The 16,789-nt window shown below is 69.4% G+C and carries 16 protein-coding genes; 10 read left to right on the top strand and 6 right to left on the bottom strand.

Going from position 1 to position 16,789, the window contains the following annotated elements; genetic code table 11:
* On the bottom strand, nucleotides 1-2,758 hold a 2,758-nt coding region (locus A9X00_RS19940; protein ID WP_082975403.1), incomplete at its 3' end, for an adenylate/guanylate cyclase domain-containing protein.
* A 263-nt stretch (nucleotides 2,759-3,021) separates the two neighbouring features.
* Between A9X00_RS19940 and rplM the strand changes: the two genes are divergently transcribed.
* The 5 genes from rplM to A9X00_RS19915 all read left to right on the top strand — a co-directional run bounded on the left by rplM (nucleotide 3,022) and on the right by A9X00_RS19915 (nucleotide 7,008).
* Entirely contained in the window at nucleotides 3,022-3,465 is a 444-nt protein-coding gene (gene rplM / locus A9X00_RS19935) for a 50S ribosomal protein L13 (RefSeq protein ID WP_066907613.1), read from the top strand.
* Nucleotides 3,462-3,962, top strand: coding sequence for a 30S ribosomal protein S9 (gene rpsI, locus A9X00_RS19930; RefSeq protein ID WP_082975401.1), 501 nt, complete (start codon nucleotides 3,462-3,464; stop codon nucleotides 3,960-3,962). The genes rplM and rpsI overlap by 4 nt, the downstream gene beginning before the upstream one ends.
* Nucleotides 3,963-4,088: 126 nt before the next feature.
* Nucleotides 4,089-5,426 (top strand): phosphoglucosamine mutase, encoded by a 1,338-nt coding sequence (gene glmM / locus A9X00_RS19925; protein ID WP_067157259.1) that lies wholly within the window; start codon nucleotides 4,089-4,091, stop codon nucleotides 5,424-5,426.
* A gap of 47 nt (nucleotides 5,427-5,473) precedes the next feature.
* Nucleotides 5,474-5,761: a hypothetical protein gene (locus A9X00_RS19920; RefSeq protein WP_067157257.1), complete on the top strand. Its 288-nt coding sequence runs from the start codon at nucleotides 5,474-5,476 to the stop codon at nucleotides 5,759-5,761.
* Nucleotides 5,762-5,763: 2 nt separating this feature from the next.
* The gene (locus A9X00_RS19915; protein WP_067157255.1) at nucleotides 5,764-7,008 is read left to right on the top strand and encodes a hypothetical protein; all 1,245 of its coding nucleotides are present in this window, start codon (nucleotides 5,764-5,766) and stop codon (nucleotides 7,006-7,008) included.
* A 4-nt stretch (nucleotides 7,009-7,012) separates the two neighbouring features.
* On the opposite strand, the gene A9X00_RS19910 is transcribed toward A9X00_RS19915, so the two are convergent.
* Genes A9X00_RS19910 through A9X00_RS19900 form a run of 3 tightly spaced genes read right to left on the bottom strand, consistent with a single transcriptional unit; the run spans nucleotide 7,013 to nucleotide 8,981 of the window.
* On the bottom strand, nucleotides 7,013-8,056 hold the full coding sequence (locus A9X00_RS19910; RefSeq protein WP_067157252.1) for an LLM class F420-dependent oxidoreductase: 1,044 nt from the start codon (nucleotides 8,054-8,056) through the stop codon (nucleotides 7,013-7,015).
* Nucleotides 8,057-8,102: 46 nt separating this feature from the next.
* Nucleotides 8,103-8,453 carry a nuclear transport factor 2 family protein gene (locus A9X00_RS19905; protein WP_067157249.1) on the bottom strand — a complete coding sequence of 117 codons (351 nt, stop codon included), beginning with the start codon at nucleotides 8,451-8,453 and terminating at the stop codon, nucleotides 8,103-8,105.
* Between the two features lie 36 nt (nucleotides 8,454-8,489).
* The gene (locus A9X00_RS19900; protein WP_082975400.1) at nucleotides 8,490-8,981 is read right to left on the bottom strand and encodes a MarR family winged helix-turn-helix transcriptional regulator; all 492 of its coding nucleotides are present in this window, start codon (nucleotides 8,979-8,981) and stop codon (nucleotides 8,490-8,492) included.
* A 46-nt stretch (nucleotides 8,982-9,027) separates the two neighbouring features.
* Between A9X00_RS19900 and A9X00_RS19895 the strand changes: the two genes are divergently transcribed.
* Nucleotides 9,028-9,693, top strand: coding sequence for a class I SAM-dependent methyltransferase (locus tag A9X00_RS19895; RefSeq protein WP_067157246.1), 666 nt, complete (start codon nucleotides 9,028-9,030; stop codon nucleotides 9,691-9,693).
* 12 nt (nucleotides 9,694-9,705) lie between these two features.
* Here A9X00_RS19895 and A9X00_RS19890 read toward each other — a convergent pair whose 3' ends face one another.
* Nucleotides 9,706-10,545, bottom strand: a complete 840-nt coding sequence (locus A9X00_RS19890; RefSeq protein WP_067157243.1) for a hypothetical protein — start codon at nucleotides 10,543-10,545, stop codon at nucleotides 9,706-9,708.
* A 25-nt stretch (nucleotides 10,546-10,570) separates the two neighbouring features.
* Nucleotides 10,571-10,774: an Rv1535 family protein gene (locus tag A9X00_RS19885; protein ID WP_067157240.1), complete on the bottom strand. Its 204-nt coding sequence runs from the start codon at nucleotides 10,772-10,774 to the stop codon at nucleotides 10,571-10,573.
* A gap of 541 nt (nucleotides 10,775-11,315) precedes the next feature.
* Here A9X00_RS19885 and glmS point away from each other — a divergent pair.
* From glmS to A9X00_RS19865, 4 genes are all read left to right on the top strand, one after another.
* A complete protein-coding gene (gene glmS / locus A9X00_RS19880) occupies nucleotides 11,316-13,190 on the top strand; it encodes a glutamine--fructose-6-phosphate transaminase (isomerizing) (protein WP_067157237.1) in 1,875 nt (624 codons plus the stop codon).
* A gap of 87 nt (nucleotides 13,191-13,277) precedes the next feature.
* Nucleotides 13,278-14,132 carry a DUF4436 domain-containing protein gene (locus tag A9X00_RS19875; RefSeq protein WP_369830774.1) on the top strand — a complete coding sequence of 285 codons (855 nt, stop codon included), beginning with the start codon at nucleotides 13,278-13,280 and terminating at the stop codon, nucleotides 14,130-14,132.
* Between the two features lie 28 nt (nucleotides 14,133-14,160).
* Nucleotides 14,161-14,922 carry a rhomboid-like protein gene (locus A9X00_RS19870; RefSeq protein ID WP_369830773.1) on the top strand — a complete coding sequence of 254 codons (762 nt, stop codon included), beginning with the start codon at nucleotides 14,161-14,163 and terminating at the stop codon, nucleotides 14,920-14,922.
* Between the two features lie 3 nt (nucleotides 14,923-14,925).
* Nucleotides 14,926-16,776, top strand: coding sequence for a S9 family peptidase (locus A9X00_RS19865; protein ID WP_067157230.1), 1,851 nt, complete (start codon nucleotides 14,926-14,928; stop codon nucleotides 16,774-16,776).
* Nucleotides 16,777-16,789 lie beyond the last annotated feature (13 nt).

Raw genomic sequence — 16,789 nt, 5'->3', positions numbered from 1 at the left:
GCTGGCGCCGGAACACGTCGCTGAGTTCCGCCAGCAGCTTCTCGCCGCGCTCGCGGTCGGCGGCCGTCGGGCGGTGCACCAGCGCCACGCCGGGTGCCATCTGGGTGAAGGCCAACGCGACGTCGTCACCGGATCGCTCGACGATCCGCAGGGCATCCTCGGTCTCGCGCACCGCCCGATCGTCGGCCGCCAGGACGCCGAGCGGGACCCCCGGGTTGTAGATGTAGGCGACCACCAAGGCGTAAGACATCGGGTCGGCCTTGCGCGCCATGGCGAGGCCCTGCTGCTGGTCGTCTTGCCATCCGGGCAGACCCAGGCTGTACCGGGCGATGGCCCGCGTCGTGAGGGCGGCCGCCAGCGGGGACCCGATGATGAAGTTGCCCTTGGACGGGTCACCGTCGGCGAGATCAATGACCGCCTGTGACCACCGCAGCACGTCGGACCACTGATTGTTCTCCATCTTGGCGAAGATCAGCGAAAGGGACAGGCCGACCGTCAAGGTCGAATCGCCGAGCGCCTCGGCGAGGGTCCAGGCTTCCGAAGCCAGCTCCGAGGCCTCGCGCGCCCGGGCCTGATGCGCGTGCTCCATCACCAGCCCCGCCATCCCGATGGCCAGAGACACCTTGTCCCCGACGGCCGCGCACAACTCACGCAGTTCGTCGAACCGGTCGGCCACCGCGCGCGCGTGGATGCGCCAGGCGATCCCGCACAACATGGTGCGCGGGGCGATGCGCATGGTCGCCCGGTTGGGGTCCTCCGCGGGCAGCCGGTCGGCGATCGTTTGGGCGCGCTCCCAACTCAGGCGAGCGGCGTTGATGTCGCGGTTGGTGGCCCACGTCGCCGCGCGCATGTGCCAGCTGAATGCGCCGTGCGGATCGCCGGCGGCCTCCAGGTGCTCGGCGATCAGCGCCGCGTTCTGGTCGGCCGTTGCCTGGCCGCGTGATTCGATCGCGGCGGCGACCCGCCGGTGCAGCTCGGCGCGATCCGATTTCAGTTGTGATTCGTAGGCCACGGTGCGGATCAGCGGATGGCGGAACACGTACTTGGGTTCGCCGGTGAACCTGATCTGGTCGACGAGCTCGGCGGCCACCAGGTCGTCCAGGCTGGGCTCAATGCCGAGCGTTTCCAACAGGTCCGGGCTGAACCGCGAGCCGATCACCGCCGCGGCGCTCAGGGTGCGCTTGGCCGCCCACTCCAGGCGGTCGATGCGCGCGGCGATGGTCGCCTGCAGCGTGACCGGCACGCGGACTTCGGTGACCGCCGCCGCCGACGCGTAAGCGCCGCGGTCGCCGCGCAGCACACCGCGCTCGGCGAGGTCCCGCACCATCTCCTCGACGAAAAACGGATTACCGGCGGCACGCTCGGCGATCAAGGCGGCCAAGGCGCCGACCGACGGGTCCGGCCCGAGCAACTCGCCGGCCAGCGCCGCGGCTTCCGAATCACTAAGCGGCGCAAGGGCGATGGTCTGCGCGCCGGTCACCTTGCTCAACGGGCCGCGATATTCGGGGCGGTAGGTGAGCAGCACCAGCGAGGGTGTCTGGGGGGCCACCGCGACGAAGTCGGCAATCATCGAGCCGCTGACTGGGTCGATCCAGTGCACGTCCTCAATGACATAGACGGCGGGGGATTGGCGGGCCAGCGCCGCGGCGTTGACGAGCGCGGTCAACCGCCGCCGCCGCGCATCCGGGTCGATCGTCGGCAGTGGGACGTCGGGATCGGCGATGCCCAACAGGTCGTCGAAGAGCAACAGGTCATCGGGCTCAGCGTCGGGCACCCGGGACCGCAGCTCGGCGCGGGCTTCCGGCGGGTCGAGATCGGCCACCCGGAAGCTCGCTCGCAGCATCCGCGCCACCAGATAGAAGGGGACGTCGCTGGCGTGCGATTCGCAGAAGGCGGAGAACACGTCGACACCGCGGGCCGCCGCCATCGCGGTGACCTCGCGCGTCAGGCGGCTCTTGCCGATGCCCGGCAACCCCACGACGCTGACCACGGCGCCGTGCACGTCGATGGCGCGCTCCAGCAAGCCCTCGATGGCCGACATCTCCCACTGCCGACCGACCAGATTCGACTCGGCACGCAGGGCGGAGCGATGGCCCTCGCCGGCGCCCAGCAGCCGATGGGCGGGCACCGGCGCGTCGACACCCTTGATCTGAACCAGCTCGGATTCACCGACCGCCGCGGCGCCCTCGACCAGTCGCGCGGTCGACGCGCTGAGCATCACCGCGCCCGGCGGGGCCACCGATTCCATCCGCTGGGCGAGGCCGACCTGCTCGCCGATGGCGGTGTATCCGAACGGCCCGGAACCGATTTCGCCGGCGATCACCTGACCGGAATTCAGGCCGACGCGCAACCGCAGCTCGATGCCGTCGCGCTTGTCGACCTCGGCGGCCAGCCGGGCGGTTTCTTCCTGGATGCCCAGCGCCGCAAGGCATGCCCGGATGGCGTGGTCCTCCAACGCGACGGGCGCGCCGAACACGGCCATGATGCCGTCGCCGGTGAACTTGTCGACCGTGCCGCCGTACCGCTCGACAACCGCGGCGCAGCGGTCGGCGAGGTCGGCCATGATTTGCAGCAGCCGTTCCGCGCCGACCGCGGAGGCGATTTCCATCGAGCCGACGACGTCGGCGAACAGGACCGTGACCTGCTTGTACTCGGGGTGGGCGTCGCCGTCTTGGATGGCCGAGCCGCAGCTGTGGCAAAACCGCGCGTCCTTGAAGGGCTCGGTGCCACACGTCCGACACACTGCTCCGGCCGTCATCCGACTTCCGCCAATCCGGACCCACCGTTCGTTGAGTCACCTAAGGATAGGTCGCAGCGGTCACAAGAGCATCTTTGATACCAGTGTCGGCGATTTTGACCTGCGGGTATCACGATCGGTAAGCTGCTCGGTTGGCGTGCGGTACGCCGGGGCCTCGGGTCAATGTCGGTCGCCGAGAACCCTTCCTTTTGGACCCCACCGCAACTGCCTGACTGGCACCCGGCTCGACCCGGGATCCACCTCGAGAGAAGAAGGTAAGCGCTGTGCCCACCTATGCGCCAAAGGCGGGTGACACCACGCGGTCGTGGTACGTCATCGACGCCACGGACGTGGTGCTTGGCCGCCTTGCCGTCGCGGCAGCCAACCTGCTGCGCGGCAAGCACAAGCCGACGTTCGCCCCCAATGTCGACGGCGGTGACTTCGTCATCGTCATCAACGCCGAAAAGGTCGCCCTGTCCGGCGACAAGCTGCAGCAGAAGCTGGCTTACCGCCACTCGGGGTATCCGGGCGGGCTGCACAGCCGCACCACCGGCGAGCTGCTGGAAAAGCACCCGACCCGCGTCGTGGAGAAGGCCATCGTCGGCATGCTGCCCAAGAACAAGCTCAGCCGCCAGATCCAGCGCAAGCTCCGCGTCTACGCAGGTCCGGAGCATCCCCACACCGCTCAGCAGCCGGTTCCGTACGAGATCAAGCAGGTGGCCCAGTGACCGAGACAACCGAGGCTCTCGAGACCCCGGAGACCCCGGAGACCCCGGAGACGCCGGCGGTCCCCGAGGCGGAGGCTCCCGCCGCCCGTCCCGCCGAGGCGTTCGTCTTCGAGCGGCCCATCCAGACCGTCGGCCGCCGCAAGGAGGCCGTGGTGCGGGTGCGCATCGTGCCCGGCACCGGCAAGTTCGACCTCAACGGCCGCACCCTCGAGGACTACTTCCCCAACAAGGTGCACCAGCAGCTCATCAAGGCCCCGCTGGTCACCGTCGACCGGGTGGAAAGCTTCGACGTCTTCGCCCTTTTGCACGGCGGCGGCCCGTCGGGTCAGGCCGGCGCGCTGCGCCTGGGCATCGCCCGGGCGCTGATCCTGGCCTCGCCCGAGGACCGGCCCGCGCTGAAGAAGGCCGGCTTCCTCACCCGTGACCCGCGCGCCACCGAGCGCAAGAAGTACGGGCTGAAGAAGGCGCGCAAGGCGCCGCAGTACAGCAAGCGCTGATCAGCATCACTTTCTGGCCGCAAAAGCACATCTTGCGGCGTGTCTGCGCGCGTTCGCGCGTGGTTTCGGTCAGAAAAGAACGGGCACGTTAGGTGTCTGAGCGTCAACTGTGAGAGGTTTTACCGCATGGGTCGACTATTCGGCACCGACGGTGTTCGCGGGGTCGCCAATCGCGAGTTGACCGCCGAGCTGGCGTTGGCCCTGGGCGCCCTCGTGGCCCGGCGCCTGGCGAGTTCGGGCGAACCGGGCCGGCGGGTGGCCGTGATCGGCCGCGATCCCAGGGCCAGCGGCGAAATGCTGGAGGCCGCGGTGATCGCCGGGCTGACCAGCGAGGGCGTCGACGCGCTGCGGGTCGGGGTGCTGCCCACCCCCGCGGTGGCCTACCTGACCGGCGCCTATGACGCCGACTTCGGGGTGATGATCTCCGCGTCGCACAACCCGATGCCCGACAACGGCATCAAGATCTTCGGTCCCGGCGGCCACAAGCTGGACGACGGCACCGAGGACCAGATCGAGGAGCTGGTTGCGGCGGGACCGGGGCTGCGCCCCGTCGGCGCCGGGATCGGCCGGGTCGTCGACGCCGTGGATGCGGCCGACCGCTACCTGCGCCACCTGTCCAAGGCGAGCACGCTGCGCCTGGACGGCCTGACCGTGGTGGTCGACTGCGCCCATGGCGCGGCGTCGTCGGTCGCCCCGCGCGCCTACCGCGCGGCCGGTGCCCGGGTGATCGCCATCAACGCCGACCCCAACGGGCTCAACATCAACGACGGCTGCGGCTCGACGCACCTGGAAGCGGTGAAGGCGGCCGTCGTCGACCACCGCGCCGACCTGGGCCTGGCCCACGACGGGGACGCCGACCGGTGCCTGGCCGTCGACGCCAACGGCGAGCTGGTCGACGGCGACCACATCATGGTCGTGCTCGCGCTGGCGATGCGGGACGCGGGCGAGCTGGCCTCCGACACGCTGGTGACCACCGTGATGAGCAACCTCGGGCTGCACCTGGCCATGCGGTCGGCGGGCATCGCCGTGCGCACGACCGGTGTCGGCGACCGCTACGTGCTGGAGGAGTTGCGGGCCGGCGAGTACAGCCTGGGCGGCGAGCAGTCCGGACACATTGTGATGCCCGCGGTGGGCTCCACCGGCGACGGCATCGTCACCGGACTGCGATTGATGAACCGCATGGTGCAGACCGGCGCCTCGCTGGCCGACCTCGCCTCCGCGATGCGGTCGCTGCCGCAGGTGCTGATCAACGTGAAGGTGGCCGACAAGGCGACCGCCGCCGCGGCGCCGTCGGTGCAGACCGCGCTCGAGCAGGCCGAGGCCGAACTGGGCGACACGGGCCGAATCCTGTTGCGTCCCTCGGGAACCGAGCCGATGATCCGCGTCATGGTGGAGGCGCCCGAAGAGGGTGTCGCGCAGCGAGTCGCCAGCCAGGTCGCCGAAGCGGTGAGCGGCGCGCGCTGATCCTCTAGCGGGGGAACCCCGGCGCGGCTCCAGGCGTCGGATTAGGCATGAGATTCGATTGCTCGGCGGTGCTCAGGGTCGCCGACCAGATGGACGCGGCCGCCGAACTCCTCGACCGCGCGGTGGCAGATCACTTGGCGCACTTGGCTTTCGGCGGTGCGGTCGCCGGCCGGGCGCACACCGCGCGCGGCGACGCCCTGCGCGTGCAGCTGGAGCGACTGACGGCCGAGGTGACGCAGTGGTCGCGCGCGGCGGCCGAAACGGCCGTGGCCCTGCGGGCGGGCGCCAGGGACTACGCCGACGCCGAGGTGTACGCCGCGGCGCGGATCGCCTGATCGTGGCGGACCGGCTGGACGTCGCCGAGCGGCTTGCCGAGGGCCGTTCCGCCGTCGAGCACACCGAGGCCTACGTGCGGGCCTGCCACGCGCTCGGCTACCAACATCCCGGCCTGACGGCGCATCCCAGCCAGATCCGCGAGTGGTACGACGGCGAGGAAGGCCTGGATCTTCGCGCGCTCGACGGCGATTGCGCGGAACTGCGGGCCGCGGCCGCGGTGGTCATGGAGGCGCTGGGGCTGGCGCGTGCGCAGCTTGCCGAGCTCGCCGGGGCGTGGCTGGGGCCGGGCGGGGATTCCGCGGTTCGGTTCCTGGAGCGCCATTGTGGCGCCGCGAGCGCGGTGGCCGCGGAGGTCCGCGCGGCGGCCCAGCGGTGCGAGTCGCTGCGCGACAACCTGTGGTACCTGGTCGATTCCAAGGTCGCGACGGCCATCGCCGTCGACGCGGGCACGCGGGCGCAGCGGCCCGCGTGGTTGGCCGCGGCCGCCGCGGTGACGACCGGGGCGGGCGCCCGGGCCGCCGCCGAGGAGGTGGTCCGTCGGGAGATAACCCCATACGTGGACAACGAGATTCGCGACGACTGGCTGACCACGATGCGTTCGACGGCCCAGGGGGTGGACACGTCCTACGCCATGGTGATCGACCGGATGGCCGCCACGCCGGCGGCGTGGTTCGAGGTGCCCGGTGATCTCGGGCCAGGCTATCAACCCCGTCCGGCGAGCCCGCCCGCCGCGCCCGCGGTGGTCGCGCCCGCCGCGGATCCCGGGCCCCCGGCGGATCCCGTTGCGGCGCCCGCGTTGTCGAATGCCCCGCCGCCGTTGCCCGACCTGGGCGCGGGTTCGGCCTTGCCCGCGGGTGATGTGGGCGGCGGCCCGGGCGGGCTCGGCGGGCTCGGCGCGCTGGCCAATCGGATCGTCGAAGCGATGGGTTCGCTGCTGGGCGCGGAGGGTGACCAGGCGGGCTTCGATGACGCGTTCGACGACGACGAGGAGGATCCGTTCCGCGACCCGAAAGACGTTGCCGAGGAGCAGGATCCGGAGGAGCCCGAGCCGGTGCAGGAGGCCCAGCAGGTTGACGAGCCGGCGCCGGCGGCGCCGCCGCCCGTGGACGCGCCACCGGCACCGGCCGGCGCGCCCGCACCGGTTGCCGCGCCGGCGGCGCCCGCACCGGTCAACGCGCCGCCGGCAGCCGAGGCATCGACGCCGTGCCAGATTGCCGCGGACCAGCTTCCGCAGGCCGGGCAGTGACGGCTCAGGCGGGCCGCATCCGCAGCGCGTCCTCGACGAAGCGCATGGCTTCGCCGGGGTCGGCCCCAAGCGGGTTGACCAACAGCGTCGTCACGCCGGACTCGGCGAAGGCCGCCAGCCGTTCGGCGACGTATCCGCGGGGCCCGACGAGCGACATACCGCGCACCAACTCGTCGGGCACCAACGCGGTGGCCTCGCGCTTGCGTCCCGCCAGGTACAGCTCCTGGATCCGGTCGGCGACCTCGCCGAAGCCGTAGCGCGTGGCCAGGTTGTGATAGAAGTTGCGGCCCTTGGCACCCATCCCGCCGAGGTAGAGCGCCAGCTGCGGCTTGCTCCAGGCCAGCCGGTCTTCGACGTCGTCGCCGATGGCCAGCGACGCGTGCACCATGACGTCGAGCGGCCCCAGCGCCGGGTCACGCTTGGCGGCGCCGGCCGCCAGCGCCTCGCCCCACACCAGATGGGCCTTGTCCGGGAGGTAGAAGACGGGCTGCCAGCCCTCGGCGATCTCGGCGGTGAGCTCGACGTTCTTCGGGCCCAGCGCCGCGATGGAAATGGGAATTCGTTCGCGCACAGGGTGATTGATGAGCTGGAGTGCCTTGCCCAGCCCGGTGCCGCGGTCCGCGGGCAACGGGATCTGGTAGTGCTTGCCGGCGTATTGCACCCGCTCGCGGCGCCACACCTGCCGGCAGATCTCCACAATCTCGCGGGTGCGGCCCAGCGGGGCGTCGAACTCGACGCCGTGAAACCCCTCGATCACCTGCGGCCCCGAGGTGCCGATGCCGAGGCGAAACCGCCCGTCGGACACGAAGTCCAGGCCCGCCGCGGTCATCGCCAGCAGCGACGGCGTGCGGATGTAGATGGGCAACACCCCCGACGCCAGCTCGACGGTGTTGGTCTTGGCGGCCAGATATCCGAGCTGGCTGACGGCGTCGAAGGCATACGCCTCGGCCACCACCGCCACCTCGATGCCGGCCTTCTCGAGTTCGACGACACGGTCGACGGCCTCGTGAAAGCCGCCCGAGTAGTCCAGAGCGATCCCGATTCGCATCAACGACAGATACCACGGGCGCGGCCGCGCGCCGTCGCCGGCATCGTCAGCCCGCCGAGGTGCCCGTCCAGTACTCCGCGAAACGCTGGCCATCGCCGCTGAGCCGGAGGATGTCGTTGCCCGTGAACGAGACCGGGCCGTCCGGGGTGCGGCCCTCGCCGATCCAGCGGGCCGCGACCAGGTCCCCGTCGCGGAGCGGGCCGAGTTGTACCGCAAAGTTCAAGTCCGCCACCATGCTTCGGGTCTGCTCAACGATCCCCTGAAGTTCGTCGGGGCCGTGCACGTCCCGGTCGGGCCAATGACCCACGAAGTCCTCGGTGACGATCTCGGCCGCGATCGGCCGGCCGGCCCACAGTTCGGTGATCCAGCGGTCGTAAAGCTCATCCACGGTCTGCATGGTTGGCGACTACCCACTCGCCGGGCCGCAATCACGTCAGCGGCGCGACGACTTCAGGACCGGGGGTCCCTCCGCCCGCCAAGCGTTCATTTTCGCGAACAGGTCGATGACCGAGTGGAGTTCGGATTCTGGCGTGTCATCCAGCAGGCCCGCCATGCGCTCGTTGATCTCCCCGTAGTAGGCATTCACTTTCTTCAGCTTGGTGGGGTTCAACCGCACCAGCACGCTGCGGCGGTCGCGGGGGTTTGGTTCCCGCTTCACGTAACCGGATTTCTCCAGCCGGTCGAGCATCACGGTGACGCCGCCGGTGGTCAGCCCGGTGCGGCGGGCCAGTTCGCTCGGGGTCGACGGTCCCATCAGGTCGAGCACGTTGATGCATTGCAAGTCGGTGAGGTGCAGGCCCACTCGGTCGGCGACCTGTTGGTTGTAGAGGATGCTTCCCGCGATGAACTGCCTGATGGAACGGACCAGCGTCTGGCGCAGCTGGGCGCGGTCTGGGTTTGACATCGACATGAGCTCGCTTATCATCTAAATATCTTAGTCGGTAAGATATATTCCACCGAGGGGCTCTGACATGACGGCGGCGACCACGAAAGCGTACCGGGGGATCGGCATGGAGGGCGTCATCGCCCGCTGGTACGCCAAGAGCACCCGCAAGGACATCGAACGCTTCCGCGCGCTGGCCGCGCGCCTGCGCGAGGTGCTCCCGCAGGGCGGCGATGTGCTGGAGGTGGCGCCAGGACCGGGCTACCTCGCGATCGAAATGGCAAAGCGCGCAACGTATCGAGTCACCGGGCTCGACATCAGCCGGACGATGGTGGAGCTGGCACGGAACAACGCCGCCGCGGCGGGTGTCGAGGCCGAGTTTCGCCGCGGCGACGCCTCGGCGATGCCGTTCGAGGACAACAGCTTCGATCTCCTTACCTGTAGTGCGGCGTTCAAGAACTTCACCCAACCGCATAAGGCGCTCGAGGAGATGCATCGCGTGCTGCGGCCCGGCGGCACGGCGCTGGTGATCGACTTGCACAAGGATGTGCCGATGTCGGAGATCAGAAGCTACTTCGGCGCCATGGGACTTGGGACGGTCGACCGCTGGCTGACCATCGCGGCGTTTCGGTTCATGCTGCTGAAGCGGGCCTACACGCGAGCGCAGTTCGAGCAGCTGCTCGCAGATATTCCCTTCCGGGAGAAGGAAATTCGGGCCGAAGGAGTCGGCCTCGAAGTGATGCTCCGAAAGTGATCTGACCGCTTGCTACTTCAGCAGCGCGACGACCTTCTCTTCGAGGGCGACCGGCTCGGCCTCGGGATCCACCGGCACCGTCCGGGGCAGCTTCGCGTCCGGATCGGCGAAGTCGCGGTACTTCTTGTCCCCGCCCAGCGCGTAGAGGAGGTATCCGGTCAGCAGCGCCCGGACCGATCGCCGGGTGCGCCGGTGCGGCCCGGGCAGCCCGACCACCTTCGTCAGTCGCCGTCCCTCCACCAGCCCCCCGGGCCGGGCCTTGGCGACGATGCGCAGCGTGGCCGCGTCCCACGCCGCGTCCAGCGCCAGGGCGTTGGAGTTCAGCGACTTCGGGTCGCCCGGCGCGGTCAGGATCAGGCCCGGGACCTTCAGCGTCGCGGCGGGCTGCTCGGCCGGGGGACTGGTGACCGACGGGAAGAGCGCCGCGACGGCCGCGGGTTTGTCGGGCATGCCTGCCGCGGCGAACACGGCGGCCGAGGCGCCGAAGCCGTGGCCCACCACGCCGAGCTTGGCCGGATGCACGCTGATCTTGCCGGGACCGAGGCGCACACCGGAAACGATGTCGAGGGCCGTACCGAGATCGAAGGCGAAATTCAGCACCGAGGGTGCCAGCCCCCGCTGGGTGTCGGGGGCCCCGGCCACGATGCCCCAGGAGGCGAGGTGCTCCAGCAGGCCCGAATAGCGGGCCGCGCCGGCGAGCCAGTCATGGCCGAACGCGATGCCGGGCAGGTTGAGGCCCGCTTCAGGGGTGTACACCACCCCTGGCAAACCGGCAAAGGCCAGGTCGCCGCGCAAAACCCGGTGCGGTCCACGGCGGCTGAGGGCGGCGACGAGCTTCCGTGTGCGGGCCACCCGTCGACGTTAGCGCATGGCGCCGCTAGGCCGTGACCTCGATGACACCCACCCGCCACAGCGCCGCGTACAGGTGGCGCAGCGGGATGCTCAGCAAACGCGAGGCCGCGTCTACCATCGGGTCGCCGCCGGCGACAGGCGGGCGAGGGGCCCGCTTCGGTGCGGGCGCTACGTTCGGGCGTGGCGCGGCGGGCGCGGCCACCACCTCGTCGAACAGCACAGCGGTCATAATTCCCTCCTGAAAGCTCTTTACGGTTCGTTCACCGATTCCCGGGTTTCCGTTATTAATATTTGCTAGATATTCATTTGCGTTAGGTTTACGAAAAGTTGAACTGTTGGCATTCGCCCGTATTGAAAGTCGCTTGGAACGTTTACCTGCCGGATTTTCGGCGGTAACCCCTCGCGTTCAACCCTTGGCTTACAAGTGGATTCGCCGATAAAGGTCGAGCGCCACCCCCGTCATCCTTTCCGCTGGCCTCGGGTTGTTGCCAGCTGTTACCCGACATTTCGCAGTGTAAAGCGAGTGGTTGCTGCGGAAAGGGCGCCGGCGGTAACGACACGAATACATCGGGTGAAATAAACCCCGATCGCTGATGAAGGCGGTATGAATGCATCGCTGCGGTCCCTCCGTGCCGGTGTCGATGGCTTACAGCCTCAGGCCCGCTCCTGGAGGGATTCTCAACGATTTCTTGGCGCGGCCGGCCTGCGATATCCGCAGGTCGGGCCGGTGCTGGCGGTTCCGGCGCGATCGCTGCACTACCCTGTTCAGGATGTGCGGGATTGTCGGCTACGTCGGGCACCGCCCGGCCTGCGAGGTCGTCATGGACGCGCTGCGCCGGATGGAGTACCGCGGCTACGACTCATCGGGGATCGCGCTGGTCGACGGTCAGGGCAAACTCACCGTCCGGCGCCGCGCCGGACGACTGGCCAACCTCGAAGAGGCGGTCGCGGAGATGGCGCCGGAGTCCAAGGCCGGCACCACCGGCCTGGGCCACACCCGCTGGGCCACCCACGGCCGCCCCACCGACCGCAACGCGCACCCGCACCGCGACGCCGCGGGCAAGATCGCCGTCGTCCACAACGGCATCATCGAGAACTTCCCGGCCCTGCGCCACGAGCTGGAGGCGGCCGGCGTCGAGTTCGCCAGCGACACCGACACCGAGGTCGCGGTGCACCTGGTGGCGCAGGCCTACCGCCACGGCGAGACCGCGGGCGACTTCGCGGCCTCGGTGCTGGCGGTGCTGCGCCGCCTCGAAGGCCACTTCACCCTGGTCTTCGCCAACGCCGACGAGCCGGGCACCATCGTCGCCGCCCGCCGCTCGACTCCGCTGGTGATCGGGATCGGCGACGGCGAGATGTTCGTCGGCTCCGATGTGGCGGCGTTCATCGAACACACCCGCCACGCCGTCGAACTCGGGCAGGACCAGGCGGTCGTGATCACCGCGGACGGCTACCGCATCACCGACTTCCACGGCAACGCGGACTTGGGACCCGGGGCGTTCCGCGAGTTTCACATCGACTGGGACCTGGCCGCGGCCGAAAAGGGCGGCTACCCCTACTTCATGCTCAAGGAGATCGCCGAACAGCCCACCGCGGTCGCCGACACCCTGCTCGGCCACTTCGTCGGCGGCCGGATCGTCCTCGACGAACAGCGGCTCTCCGACCAGGAGCTGCGCGAGATCGACAAGGTGTTCGTGGTCGCCTGCGGCACCGCCTACCACTCGGGGCTGCTCGCCAAGTACGCGATCGAGCACTGGACCCGGCTGCCCGTCGAGGTCGAGCTGGCCAGCGAGTTCCGCTACCGCGACCCGGTGCTGGACCGCAGCACGCTCGTCGTCGCCATCTCGCAGTCCGGGGAAACCGCCGACACGCTGGAGGCGGTCCGGCATGCCAAGGAGCAGAAGGCCAAGGTGCTGGCGATCTGCAACACCAACGGTTCGCAGATCCCGCGCGAGTGCGACGCGGTGCTCTACACCCGCGCCGGCCCGGAGATCGGCGTGGCCTCGACGAAGACGTTCCTGGCCCAGATCGCCGCCAACTACCTGGTCGGCCTGGCGCTGGCGCAGGCCCGCGGCACCAAGTACCCCGACGAGGTGCTACGCGAGTACCGCGAGCTGGAGGCCATGCCGGACATGGTGGCCCGGGTGCTCGCGACGATCGAGCCGGTCGCCGCGCTGGCGCATCGGTTCGCCCAGTCCTCGACCGTGCTGTTCCTGGGCCGTCACGTCGGCTACCCGGTGGCGCTCGAGGGCGCCCTGAAGCTCAAGGAACTGGCCTACATGCACGCCGAGGGATTCGCCGCGGGCGAGCTCAAGCACGGCCCGATCGCGCTGATCGAGGACGGCCTGCCGGTGATCGTCGTGATGCCCTCGCCCAAGGGCCAGGCCACGCTGCATTCCAAGCTGCTGTCCAACATCCGCGAGATCCAGACCCGCGGGGCGGTGACCATAGTCATCGCCGAGGAGGGCGATGACACCGTGCGCCCCTACGCCGATCACCTGATCGAAATCCCCTCGGTGTCAACCCTTCTGCAGCCGCTTTTGTCGACCATCCCGCTGCAGGTGTTCGCCGCGTCGGTCGCGCAGGCCCGCGGCTACGACGTCGACAAGCCGCGAAACTTGGCCAAGTCCGTCACCGTCGAATAGTCTCTGCGCGCGGCCAATTCATCCGAGTGAGCGGGAGGCGCGTTGTCGGCGGGCGGTTCCTCGGCGCGGGGCAGACGCTCCGGAAAGTTGTTGATCATCAGCCTGGTCGTCCTGTTCATCGCGACCTATGCCATCACGGTGGGGCTCTACTCCAAGTCCGGCTGCGGCTGCCCGCGCCAGGTCACCCAGGGTCAGCCGATGGCCGACGGGACCACCGTGACCATCGATCTGCAGGAACTCCAGTCGGTCAAGGGCGGGCTGAACGGCAACGTCACCGTTTCGCCGGGGCGTGAGCTGTTGGATCCGTTGACCGGCGGCCTCACCGAGGATCTCGCCGTCGCGGTGCACTCCGCGATGACTCCCACGAAGCGCAGCTGGCCGAAGGGCACGGTGCCGGGCGTGTCTCCCGTCCCGCTGACCATCACGGGCGACCCGTCGGATTGGCCCTTCGATCACTACCACTCGGGGCCCATCACGGTCGACCTTTTCCGCGGCGACTCCCCGGTGCCGCAACGGGCGTCGGTCACGTTCATCGACCGCATTCCGGGTTGGCGGGTCGACATACCCGTCAGGGACAGATCGGATATCGCCGCGCCGATCTCGGCGCCCTACCGAGTCGAATTGCGCCGGTCGCCGAGCACGGCGGCGTTTGCCGCCGTCATCGTCGCGATGATGATCGCGATCGCCGCGATCGGTCTCTCGGTCGCCGTGCTGACGGCGCTCGACCGGCGGAAATTCCAGCCGCCGATGACGACGTGGTATGCGGCGATGCTGTTCGCGATCATGCCGCTGCGCAACGCCCTGCCCGACGCGCCGCCCATCGGTTCGTGGATCGACGTGACGGTCACGTTGTGGGTGATCGTCGCGCTGGTGAACGCGATGCTGCTCTATATCTACTGCTGGTGGCGGCACCTGAAACCCGAGCCGGCCACCGTCGCGTAGCAACGCCCGGCGTGCAACAGTTGAACTTGTGGCGAACGCATCGGTGGGCACGCGGCTGCGGCGCACCTGGCTCGCGGTGTGGCGTTTCGTCGTCACCGCACCCTTGACCTACACCTGGCTGCTGGTGCTCGCGATCACCACGATCATCCAGAACGAACTGCCCGGCCGGCAACTGCACTCCGTGCTGCTGCACCGCTCCACCAACATTCACGCGCTCGGCACCGACCCGCTCGACGTGCTGTTCTCCAGCCTGCTGTGGATCGACGGCAAGAACCTGGAACCGTACCTGCTGCTGTTCTCCCTGTTCCTCGCGCCGGCCGAGCACTGGCTGGGCCAGTTGCGTTGGCTCACAATCGGATTGACCTCTCACATCCTGGCCACCTATATCAGCGAGGGCATCCTGTACTTCGCGATCGAGGAGCACGAGGCGCCGGAACGGCTGGTGCACGCCCGCGACATCGGGGTCAGCTATTTCCTGGTCGGCGTGATGGCGGTGCTGACCTATCACATCGCGCGGCCCTGGCGCTGGGGCTATCTCGGGGTGCTGCTGGTGATCTTCGGATTCCCGTTGCTGACGATGACCCGTCACGGGGTGAACTTCACCGCGATCGGTCATTTCGCCGCGATCCTGATCGGGCTCTGCTTCTATCCGATGGCGCGCGAGCGCAAGCGCCCGCCGCTGAACCCCGCGAAAATCAGGGCGGCTTTCCGGCGAATCGGAACGCGCGAGGGGGGCGGCGATCGCGAGCGCGGCGTAGCCGGGCGACGCGGGTCGCCGCCGGTGGCGTAGGCGATGGGGCGGCAGGTACGCGCGCTCTACGGCGCGTCGCTGTCCCCAGACGCCACCGCGTTCGCCCACCTCGTCGACGACGGCGGCTATCCGCATGCGGTGCAGCGCTTCCTGCGCGGCCGTCGGGCCAGCTCGTCGCGCAACGTCGAACTCCCGGTCGAGGGCCCGGTTTCGCGGGTCATCCATTCCGCGGACGGTCATTGGCTGGCCTGCGAGGTGGCCCCGGAGGGCTTCACCCGCCGGCAGATCTGGGTCGTCACCACCGATCCCGACGACCGGATGGCCTGGCGCATCGACCACGAGGAGGCCGGAACCGCCGAGCTGATCGGGTGGGACGGCACCCGGGTGGCGGCGATCCTGACCGGTGAGGACGGGGTCGGGCAGTCCTGCCTGATCGATCCGGCCGACGGCGATTGCGTTGTGCTGGACCGCCGTTCCGGCGCCCGGCTCGTCGACGCCTGGGCCGGCGCGGCGCTGATCCGGGTCGGGCCGCGCGGCTACCAGGAAATGGTCATGCTGCACGGCGAAACCGAAATCGCTTTGCTGCCTTCGGATCCCGGCTCGGTGACGGCCAAGGGTGCCATCCTCGACGACCACCATCCGCGGCGCCTGCGCTACGGCCCGACCGGCGAGCTGACCAGACTGTACCGGCCGGGCGTGGGCGGCGACGGGTACTTCCGGGCGTTGCTGGTCAGCGACAACGGCTGCGAGCACGCGCGGCTGGTGGAGGTCATCGCCACCCTGGACGGGGTGAGCTATTTCGTGGTCGCCGAGCGCCCCGACTGCGATCTGGACGAATTCGTCGTCAGCGACGACATGTCCACCGTCGCGCTGCTGTGGAACCTGCACGGCCGCAGCGAGTTACAGATCCTGCACTACACCGACTACTCGCTGGCCGAACCGATCCCGCTGCCGGGCGACGTCGCAGGCGAGCTGACCATCAGCGCCGGCGGCTCGATGGTGGCGATGACCGTGCAGGGCCCGGCGATGCCGAGGACCGTCGAGCTGGTCGACACCCGCACGCGCGCATGGCAACTCATCGACGCCGAACCCAGTCGCGGGCCGATCGCCTCGGGATTGGCCGCCCGGCCGTCGCTCGAAATGGTCGCGGCGCGCGACGGGCTCAAGCTGCCGTCCTGGCTGTACCGGGCGACCGAAAACTGCTCAAGCGCTTTGGTTTACCTGCACGGCGGCCCGGAGGGCCAGGCCCGGCCCGACTACAGCGAGATCTTCCCCGAGCTGCTCGACGCCGGGATCAGCGTGCTGACACCGAACGTGCGCGGGTCCGGCGGGCTGGGGCGGAGCTTCGTGCACGCCGACAACAAGGGCAAGCGGTTCGCCGCCATCGACGACGTCGCCGACTGCGTGCGCTTCCTGGTGGACAACGGGCTGGCCGATCCGGGGCGGATCGCGTGCGCGGGCTGGTCCTACGGCGGCTACCTCACGATGGCCGCCCTGACGTTTCACCCGGACCTGTTCGCGGCCGGCGTCACCATCTGCGGCATGAGCGATCTGACCACGTTCTACCGCAACACCGAGCCCTGGATCGCCGAGGCCGCCTACCCGGAGTACGGCCACCCGGTCAACGACCGCGCCCTGCTCGAGCGGCTGTCGCCGCTGCGCCGGGTCGACGCCCTGACCACGCCGTTGCTGGTGGTGCACGGCGCCCACGACACCAACGTCCCGGTCAGCGAATCGGAACAGATCGTCGACGCGCTGCGGCGCGCGGGCCGCGAGGTGCGCTACCTGTTGTTCGCCGACGACGGCCACGAGATCGTCAAGCGCGAGAACCACGCCGCGCTGGCCGAGGCGATGACCGAATGGCTGACCGAGGCGTTCGCGCGGCGCGTCTAGGGCATGGAATGCT

Source organism: Mycobacterium sp. 1245805.9 (assembly GCF_001672915.1).
GTDB lineage: Bacteria > Actinomycetota > Actinomycetes > Mycobacteriales > Mycobacteriaceae > Mycobacterium.
This window is presented reverse-complemented; position numbering and strand designations above follow the sequence as displayed.

Coding starts and splice junctions, on each gene's coding strand:
- A9X00_RS19910 (WP_067157252.1), bottom strand. CDS start 8,056: ATGCGAATCGGGATCGCTCTGGACTACTCGGGCGGCTTTCACGAGGCC.
- glmS (WP_067157237.1), top strand. CDS start 11,316: ATGTGCGGGATTGTCGGCTACGTCGGGCACCGCCCGGCCTGCGAGGTC.
- A9X00_RS19905 (WP_067157249.1), bottom strand. CDS start 8,453: ATGCAGACCGTGGATGAGCTTTACGACCGCTGGATCACCGAACTGTGG.
- A9X00_RS19900 (WP_082975400.1), bottom strand. CDS start 8,981: ATGATAAGCGAGCTCATGTCGATGTCAAACCCAGACCGCGCCCAGCTG.
- A9X00_RS19885 (WP_067157240.1), bottom strand. CDS start 10,774: ATGACCGCTGTGCTGTTCGACGAGGTGGTGGCCGCGCCCGCCGCGCCA.
- A9X00_RS19865 (WP_067157230.1), top strand. CDS start 14,926: ATGGGGCGGCAGGTACGCGCGCTCTACGGCGCGTCGCTGTCCCCAGAC.
- glmM (WP_067157259.1), top strand. CDS start 4,089: ATGGGTCGACTATTCGGCACCGACGGTGTTCGCGGGGTCGCCAATCGC.
- A9X00_RS19920 (WP_067157257.1), top strand. CDS start 5,474: ATGAGATTCGATTGCTCGGCGGTGCTCAGGGTCGCCGACCAGATGGAC.
- A9X00_RS19895 (WP_067157246.1), top strand. CDS start 9,028: ATGACGGCGGCGACCACGAAAGCGTACCGGGGGATCGGCATGGAGGGC.